This is a genomic window from Vibrio sp. 03_296, assembly GCF_002265885.1.
This window is the reverse complement of record NZ_NPKW01000359.1, coordinates 1-891: the sequence shown is the minus strand read 5'-3', so window position 1 is coordinate 891 and position 891 is coordinate 1. Positions and strand designations below refer to the sequence as shown.

At 46.6% G+C, this 891-nt stretch carries 1 protein-coding gene and 1 pseudogene; one reads left to right on the top strand and one right to left on the bottom strand.

The window, feature by feature from the left end; genetic code table 11:
* Nucleotides 1-69: 69 nt before the first annotated feature.
* A pseudogene (locus tag CIK04_RS24640) lies at nucleotides 70-504 on the bottom strand (SRPBCC domain-containing protein); the annotation flags it as partial.
* Nucleotides 505-698: 194 nt separating this feature from the next.
* On the opposite strand from CIK04_RS24640, the gene CIK04_RS24635 reads away from it, so the two are divergent.
* On the top strand, nucleotides 699-891 hold a 193-nt coding region (locus CIK04_RS24635; RefSeq protein WP_142995011.1), incomplete at its 3' end, for a hypothetical protein.

The following is an 891-nucleotide window of genomic DNA, read 5'->3' as shown; positions in this document are numbered from 1 at the left end:
CTTAATCGGATTGACATCGACATTGTACGACACTTCGTAGTGCAACGATCTGATGTGAAATAAGTTTATCTCTTCACTCAGCGCTTTATCAGGGCAGCGCCTTTCCCAACCATGATTGAACATGGAAACAAAATCGCTGTGCGTGGTGATCGTCACCATCAACAGCAGTTTTCCATCTTTAGGGCGAAGTTGGTAGCTTTCCGTTGAGCCAATCCATTTCATGGCAACATCGCTGTCTATGTCTTGAACATGTTCTGGGTTAAAGATGGCAACATGATGAAGTTCGATCCGCTGCTGCGGTTCAATCGCGTCAATCACCGCACGCGTGCTCCCATGTCTGGGTCAAAGAACTTGATGTCTTCCCCTTCTTGCCAGACGCCGTCAAATTGCGAGTGAGGAGAAAACAGCTTTTGCCCACGTTTATACAGTTCCAGCATCCGTCAGCACTTGCCACACTTTCTCCGGTGTCGCGTCGATTTCAACATGATAATTCAATGTCAGCATACTCTAGCCTCCCTGCTTGTTTAGTTAACACGCTAGCCTATACAGGCTAAAAATCAACCAGTTATTTTTTGGCAAGCGGCATAATTTCGACAATACTTATCCAAAGTAGGCGCGATCTCTCGATTTCGCCCACAACACCGAGTAGTTGTTTGGTGACAAGGATTTGAAACCGAAGACGCGAACCTGGAGCGCTCATGAAGAAACAACGTTACCCGCTGAGTATTCATATCACGAGTCTGTTTTTAGTGCTGACAACGGTTGTTGGTATTGTTCTGATCACCATCAGCTACAACCACTCGCAAACCTTGTTGAGCAAAAGTGCCGAAGGGTTGAGTAACGAGCACGCTCACAAACTGGAATCGGCGTTTCAAACCTCTGTTGGTCCAA